This window comes from Bacillus sp. MBGLi79 (assembly GCF_002953915.1).
Map to the genome: position 1 here is coordinate 2,224,027 of NZ_CP026521.1, position 7,153 is coordinate 2,231,179.

General features: G+C 43.4%; 6 protein-coding genes and 3 pseudogenes. 8 read left to right on the forward strand and 1 reads right to left on the reverse strand.

Annotated elements, in window-relative coordinates; genetic code table 11:
• Positions 1-240: 240 nt before the first annotated feature.
• The 8 genes and pseudogenes from spoVK to C1T29_RS24790 all read left to right on the forward strand — a co-directional run bounded on the left by spoVK (position 241) and on the right by C1T29_RS24790 (position 6,913).
• On the forward strand, positions 241-1,209 hold the full coding sequence (spoVK, locus tag C1T29_RS11050) for a stage V sporulation protein K (protein ID WP_003231746.1): 969 nt from the start codon (positions 241-243) through the stop codon (positions 1,207-1,209).
• 132 nt (positions 1,210-1,341) lie between these two features.
• On the forward strand, positions 1,342-2,604 hold the full coding sequence (gene hflX, locus C1T29_RS11055; RefSeq protein ID WP_095432824.1) for a GTPase HflX: 1,263 nt from the start codon (positions 1,342-1,344) through the stop codon (positions 2,602-2,604).
• A 17-nt stretch (positions 2,605-2,621) separates the two neighbouring features.
• Positions 2,622-3,887 carry a methionine gamma-lyase family protein gene (locus tag C1T29_RS11060; RefSeq protein ID WP_095432825.1) on the forward strand — a complete coding sequence of 422 codons (1,266 nt, stop codon included), beginning with the start codon at positions 2,622-2,624 and terminating at the stop codon, positions 3,885-3,887.
• Between the two features lie 109 nt (positions 3,888-3,996).
• On the forward strand, positions 3,997-4,404 hold the full coding sequence (gene glnR / locus C1T29_RS11065) for a transcriptional repressor GlnR (protein WP_014664075.1): 408 nt from the start codon (positions 3,997-3,999) through the stop codon (positions 4,402-4,404).
• A gap of 58 nt (positions 4,405-4,462) precedes the next feature.
• Positions 4,463-5,797: a type I glutamate--ammonia ligase gene (gene glnA, locus C1T29_RS11070; RefSeq protein WP_014664076.1), complete on the forward strand. Its 1,335-nt coding sequence runs from the start codon at positions 4,463-4,465 to the stop codon at positions 5,795-5,797.
• Between the two features lie 130 nt (positions 5,798-5,927).
• Positions 5,928-6,130, forward strand: a pseudogene (locus C1T29_RS11075) (phage holin family protein); the annotation flags it as partial.
• 43 nt (positions 6,131-6,173) lie between these two features.
• A pseudogene (locus C1T29_RS24785) lies at positions 6,174-6,639 on the forward strand (LysM peptidoglycan-binding domain-containing protein); the annotation flags it as partial.
• A gap of 79 nt (positions 6,640-6,718) precedes the next feature.
• On the forward strand, positions 6,719-6,913 hold the full coding sequence (locus C1T29_RS24790; protein ID WP_269321170.1) for a peptidoglycan-binding domain-containing protein: 195 nt from the start codon (positions 6,719-6,721) through the stop codon (positions 6,911-6,913).
• 4 nt (positions 6,914-6,917) lie between these two features.
• Here the strand turns inward: C1T29_RS24790 and C1T29_RS24795 are convergent.
• Positions 6,918-7,153, reverse strand: a pseudogene (locus C1T29_RS24795) (hypothetical protein); the annotation flags it as partial.

Below are 7,153 nucleotides of genomic sequence, written 5' to 3' on the forward strand. Positions count from 1 at the left end.
AGCCCGTGTTTCTCAACGTGAAGGGAGAAAAGTATATATTACTCTAATAAAATGATTAAAAACAAAATCTCATGGTTTGTCCACCCCATGTCCGTGAATACAATAAGAAATAAAGTATTTCTCGGGAAAGCGCAGGATTCCTTATCGTTCCCGAAAAAAGCAATTGATTCGACACATGATAGGCGTTTGTCACAATCGGCATCCGCTTGAATATCATATAGAGAGAACAGAGAGGTGAAGATGTTGGAGCGCGCTGTGACTTATAAAAACAACGGACAGATCAACATTATTCTGAACGGGCAAAAGCAGGTGCTGACGAATGCTGAGGCAGAGGCGGAATATCAGGCTGCATTGCAAAAAAACGAAGCAAAGCACGGCATTTTGAAGGAAATTGAAAAAGAGATGAGCGCATTAGTTGGCATGGAGGAAATGAAACGCAACATCAAGGAAATATACGCCTGGATTTTTGTGAACCAAAAACGCGCGGAGCAAGGCTTGAAGGTGGGAAAACAAGCGCTGCACATGATGTTTAAAGGAAATCCGGGAACGGGAAAAACGACGGTTGCACGGCTGATCGGCAAGCTTTTCTTTGAAATGAATGTCCTCTCAAAAGGCCACTTAATCGAAGCAGAGCGGGCTGATCTGGTCGGGGAATATATTGGACACACCGCCCAAAAGACGAGAGATTTAATCAAAAAGTCATTAGGCGGCATTTTGTTTATAGACGAAGCCTACTCGCTGGCAAGAGGCGGCGAAAAGGACTTTGGAAAAGAAGCGATCGACACACTTGTAAAACATATGGAAGACAAACAGCATGAGTTTATTTTGATACTCGCCGGATATTCTCGGGAAATGGATCATTTCCTCTCGCTAAACCCGGGTCTCCAATCAAGATTTCCCATCTCCATTGATTTTCCGGATTATTCTGTGACCCAGCTCATGGAGATTGCGAAACGAATGATTGATGAAAGGGAATACCAGCTCAGTCAAGAAGCGGAATGGAAATTAAAAGATTACTTAATGACAGTGAAAAGCACGACAAGTCCCATTAAATTCAGCAATGGACGTTTTGTCAGAAATGTGATCGAAAAATCGATCAGAGCACAAGCCATGAGGCTTTTAATGGGAGACCAATACTTAAAAAGCGACTTGATGACAATCAAAAGCCAAGATCTTTCCATTAAAGAAGAAGCATCTGGATCTGCATAGACCTCTCAGTTTTTGAGAGGTCTGTTTTTTGCTTGTATTTCTGCTTTTCAAAGCAATCGATTTGTGGTATACACATGCAGGGTTTGGTATGATAATACTACTGCCCAATATGCAAAAGAAAGGAACATCCATTTGAACGAACAAGAAACGATTCAGGAGAAAGCCATTTTAGTCGGATGTCAGCTGCCGCATATCACGGATGAGCATTTTGAAAATTCTATGGAAGAGCTAGCCTCTCTGACAAAAACAGCAGACGGAAAAGTGTTGACCAGCGTCACGCAAAAACGGAACAGGGCTGACGCCGCTACATATATAGGAAAAGGGAAGGTAGAAGAGCTGAAGGCGCTGGTGGAAGAGCTTGAAGCTGATCTCCTCATTTTTAATGATGAACTGTCGCCAAGCCAGCTAAAGTCATTGGCAACAGCAATCGAAGTGAAGATGATTGACCGCACGCAATTGATATTAGATATTTTCGCAAAGCGGGCGAGAACAAGAGAAGGCAAACTTCAAATTGAGCTGGCTCAGCTGCAATATGCACTGCCGCGTCTGACGGGACAAGGGATCAACCTCTCCCGGCAAGGCGGAGGAATTGGTGCCAGAGGTCCCGGGGAAACGAAATTGGAGACCGACCGCCGCCATATCAGAAATCGCATTCATGAAATCAACACACAGCTTTCAACTGTCATTCGTCATAGAAGCCGATACCGAGAAAGAAGAAAGAAAAACGGTGTGCTTCAAATTGCGCTTGTCGGCTATACAAACGCGGGGAAATCAACATGGTTCAACCGCCTGACGAGTGCTGACAGCTATGAAGAAGACCTCCTGTTTGCCACGCTGGACCCGATGACCAGAAAAATGGTCCTGCCAAGCGGCTACAGTGTTCTTCTTTCAGATACAGTAGGATTTATTCAGGATCTTCCAACGACATTGATTGCTGCATTCCGGTCAACGCTTGAGGAAGTAAAAGAAGCGGATTTGATCCTGCATTTAATTGATTCTTCAAATGAGGATTATGTGGGACATGAAAAAACAGTCCTTCGTCTGCTTGAGGAACTTGAAGCAGACGATATCCCGATGCTCACGGCTTACAATAAACGTGATCAAAGACTGCCTGATTTTATACCGTCCGCCGGAAGGGATCATATTATGGTCAGTGCGAAATTTGAGGACGACGCTGAAACCTTTAAAGAAGCGCTTCAGCGCTATTTGCGCAAAGAGCTGTTAACGTCTTTTGAAGCACATGTGCCGGCAGGTGAAGGGAAGCTCCTTTCCAGAATCAAATCGGAAACGATGGTAGACCGCTTCTATTTTAATGAAGAAAATGAACGGTATGACATATCGGGCTATGTCCAAGAAGAGCAAAGTATCATCGGTGAATTAAAGAAGTATATGTAGGAAGGAAATATAAAGACATGTTTGACACATTAACACACGGAGAATTACTGAAAAAAACGGCAATGGAAGTGGAAGCGGACATTGCCGGCGTTCATAAACAAATAGAAGAAATCAGCGAGCGCAATGAATGGAGAGTGCTTCAAAGCTATAGAAAACACAAAGTAAGCGACACTCATTTCACGCCGTCTACTGGATACGGCTACGATGATATCGGAAGAGACACGCTTGAAAGCATATATGCGGATGTGTTTGGCGGAGAAGCGGGGCTTGTAAGGCCGCAAATCATTTCAGGCACACATGCCATCTCGATTGCTTTGTTCGGTGTCCTCAGACCGGGGGACGAGCTCCTTTATATAACGGGCAAGCCGTATGATACGCTAGAGGAAATTGTGGGCGTCAGAGGCGGAGAAAACGCTGGATCATTAAAGGATTTTCAAATCGGCTACAATGCGGTTGATCTGACGGAAGACGGAAGGGTAGACTACGATGCAGTCGCCGCTGCGATCAATCCGAAGACTAAAGTAATCGGCATTCAGCGCTCAAAAGGGTATGCGAATCGCCCTTCTTTCTTAATTAGTGAAATAAAAGAAATGATCCGTTTTGTAAAAGAAATCAATGAAAACTTGATCGTCTTTGTGGACAACTGTTACGGAGAATTTGTGGAAGAGCTTGAGCCTTGCCATGTCGGAGCCGACCTGATGGCTGGATCTCTTATTAAAAATCCCGGCGGCGGTCTTGCGAAAACAGGCGGTTACCTTGTTGGAAAAGCGAAATGGATTGAAGCTTGCTCATACCGTATGACGTCACCTGGCATCGGCAGAGAAGCAGGGGCGTCTCTTTACTCGCTCCAAGAAATGTATCAAGGATTCTTTTTGGCCCCTCACGTTGTGTCTCAAAGTCTAAAGGGAGCGGTGTTTACAGCGAGATTTCTTGAAAAACTCGGCTTCACTTCAAACCCGAAATGGGATGCGAAAAGAACGGATTTAATACAATCCGTTGAGTTTTCTGACAGAGAAAAGATGATTGCTTTTTGCCAGGCTATTCAATTTGCATCGCCAATCAATGCCCATGTGACGCCTTATCCGGCCTATATGCCGGGATACGAGGATGATGTCATTATGGCAGCAGGCACATTTATTCAAGGAGCAAGCATCGAATTATCAGCTGATGGCCCTATTCGCCCGCCGTATGTAGCGTATGTTCAGGGAGGATTAACCTATTCGCATGTGAAGAATGCCATATGCAGTGCGGTAGACTCATTGATGGAAAAGCAATTAATTTAAATTTTTTAAAAATTTCTCTTAATTTGATGTTAAGAATCCTTACATCGTATTGACACAAAATATAACATCACCTATAATGAAACTAAGTTAAGAAAAGGAGGAAATTGAGATGAGTGATAATATTCGCCGCTCAATGCCTTTATTTCCAATAGGAATTGTCATGCAGTTAACGGAGTTATCAGCAAGACAAATTCGATATTATGAGGAAAATGGACTGATATTTCCAGCCAGAAGTGAAGGGAATAGACGATTATTTTCATTTCATGATGTAGATAAACTGTTAGAAATCAAGCACCTGATAGAACAAGGTGTAAACATGGCAGGAATTAAACAGATTCTGGCGAAGGCGGAAGCCGAGCCGGAGAAGAAACAAAATGAGAAGACGAAAAAACCAATGAAACATGATCTGTCTGATGACGAACTGAGACAGCTCCTGAAAAACGAGCTTATGCAAGCCGGCCGTTTTCAAAGAGGGAATACATTCCGTCAAGGCGACATGTCCCGCTTCTTTCATTAATCCGTTAGCAACTGTTTTGCTATATACATTTACCTTTTAAGAGGAGGAATTTTACCAAATGGCAAAGTACACTAGAGAAGATATCGAAACATTAGTAAAAGAAGAAAACGTGAAGTATATCCGTCTTCAATTTACTGACATTCTTGGAACAATCAAGAATGTTGAGATTCCTGTAAGCCAGCTTGGAAAAGCGCTTGATAATAAAGTCATGTTTGACGGTTCTTCTATTGAGGGATTCGTTCGTATCGAAGAGTCAGACATGTACCTGTATCCAGATCTAAATACATTTGTTATCTTCCCATGGACAGCTGAAAAAGGTAAAGTAGCACGTTTCATCTGTGATATTTATAATCCGGATGGCACACCTTTCGAAGGTGACCCGCGAAACAACTTAAAACGGATTCTGAAAGAAATGGAAGACCTCGGCTTCAGCGATTTTAACCTTGGACCTGAGCCTGAATTCTTCTTATTCAAATTAGACGAAAAAGGCGAGCCAACGCTTGAACTAAACGACAAAGGCGGATATTTCGACTTAGCTCCAACTGACTTAGGAGAAAACTGCCGCCGCGATATCGTGCTTGAGCTTGAAGAGATGGGCTTTGAAATCGAAGCGTCTCACCACGAAGTAGCACCTGGTCAGCACGAAATCGACTTTAAATATGCTGGAGCAGTCCGCTCTTGTGATGACATCCAAACATTTAAACTAGTTGTCAAAACAATTGCCCGCAAACACGGCCTGCATGCGACATTTATGCCAAAACCATTGTTCGGTGTGAACGGTTCAGGTATGCACTGCAATCTATCACTCTTCAAAAATGGTGTTAACGCATTCTTTGACGAAAACGCAGATCTTCAGTTAAGTGAAACAGCGAAACACTTCATTGCAGGTATCGTGAAGCACGCAACAAGCTTTACAGCAGTAACAAACCCGACAGTAAACTCTTACAAACGTCTTGTTCCTGGCTATGAAGCACCTTGTTATGTAGCATGGAGCGCGCAAAACAGAAGCCCGCTTATCCGTATCCCGGCTTCTCGCGGCATCAGCACACGTGTTGAAGTACGCAGCGTAGACCCAGCTGCTAACCCGTACCTTGCACTTAGCGTATTGCTTGCTGCAGGATTAGACGGAATCAAAAACAAACTTGAAGCGCCAGCTCCAATCGACCGCAACATCTATGTAATGAGCAAAGAAGAGCGCATGGAAAACGGAATCGTTGACCTTCCAGCAACACTTGCAGAAGCACTAGAAGAATTCAAATCAAACGAAGTCATGGTCAAAGCGCTGGGCGAGCACCTATTCGAACACTTCATCGAAGCAAAAGAAATCGAATGGGATATGTTCCGCACACAAGTTCATCCTTGGGAGCGCGAACAGTATATGTCTCAGTATTAATCTCTCAATCCCTTGGCACTATTGGTGTCAGGGGATTTTTAAATTTTGGTCATAAGATTAAAAGATCGATATTTTTTGGTCCTTGACCAAAATAAGACCAAAAAAATTTGAAGTTATGAATCTAACTCCAATTGTGGCAAATATCGTAGATACAATCCTCAATCTGAACGGTGTCCTGACATTTGGAACCGTTCTTTTAATGAGGGACTTTCCATTACGGAGAACCTTGCACAGATTGGCGTTAAGATTCCGCCTGCCATTACTGATCGTCTTCACGTAATCGAAAGTGACAACGAACAAACAAACGAAAAAGATGAACAGGCTGCTGGGTAACCCGGCGGCTTTTTCTATATCAAAAATAAAGGAGAGAACACTTATGACAATCAAAGTGAAAAAGAATCTTGTATCAGAAGCTAAATACGGTTTGGATGCCCGAATCACATGGACGCTGAATGCATCACCATTCACAACACGGCAAACGACGCGTCAGAAAAGCTGGCTATTAAATTTGTGGCGCAGCTGCTTAAAGAACGGATCGTGTCCGCAAATATCAAGACTGGAACGGCAAGTATTGTCCGCACCGTATTTTGTCAGAGGGAAGAGGGGACGAGGTTAAGGCTGCCATCGAAGCAGAATTGAAGGCTTTGGGAGGGAATACAACTTCTAAACCGTCATCATCTGCATCTAAAGCTTCCGGGGGCACTTACACAGTTAAAAAAGGCGATACTCTTTCCACAATTGCAAAAGAGCATGGGGTAGGTGTGGCAAACCTTCAGAGCTGGAATAACATTAAAGACCCGAATAAAATCACAGTTGGACAAAAGTTAAAGCTCGCAGGCTCAACCACTTTAAGCACTAAACCAAGCAACAAAAAAAACGACATATGTGCTGCCTTCTGGCATCTATAAAGTCACAAGCCGTATGCGAAAAGGGAATGACGTAAGACAGATTCAAAAAGTGCTGGCGGCTCTTTATTTCTACCGGGACAAAGGGGCGAAGAATAACGGCATCAACGGCGTTTATGGACCGAAAACAGCAAACGCGGTTAAACGGTTCCAGTTAACGCATGGGCTTTCTGTTGATGGATTTATGGACCTAAGACCGAGTGAAACTTGAAGCATTATTGAAATAAAAAAGCCAAGCGAGGAAAAACGAAGCAGATTTCATTGCCAAACACGTCATCGGCAATCGGTATTACTTTATCGGGTATTCTGCCGTCTCGATAACGATTAGAAGCGTTAACTATATATGGCCCACTTTCTTTATGGAAGCTATGTAAGTATCCGAATGCAATTCCTTCCCTTTCTTCAAGATCAATAGTTTCAGGAGAAGGGGTAGTGCCAGAATAATTTTGAT

Bases quoted from the DNA above. Each gene is read 5' to 3' on its own strand.
- spoVK (WP_003231746.1), top strand. From the start codon at position 241: ATGTTGGAGCGCGCTGTGACTTATAAAAACAACGGACAGATCAACATT.
- C1T29_RS11060 (WP_095432825.1), top strand. From the start codon at position 2,622: ATGTTTGACACATTAACACACGGAGAATTACTGAAAAAAACGGCAATG.
- glnR (WP_014664075.1), top strand. From the start codon at position 3,997: ATGAGTGATAATATTCGCCGCTCAATGCCTTTATTTCCAATAGGAATT.
- glnA (WP_014664076.1), top strand. From the start codon at position 4,463: ATGGCAAAGTACACTAGAGAAGATATCGAAACATTAGTAAAAGAAGAA.
- C1T29_RS24790 (WP_269321170.1), top strand. From the start codon at position 6,719: ATGCGAAAAGGGAATGACGTAAGACAGATTCAAAAAGTGCTGGCGGCT.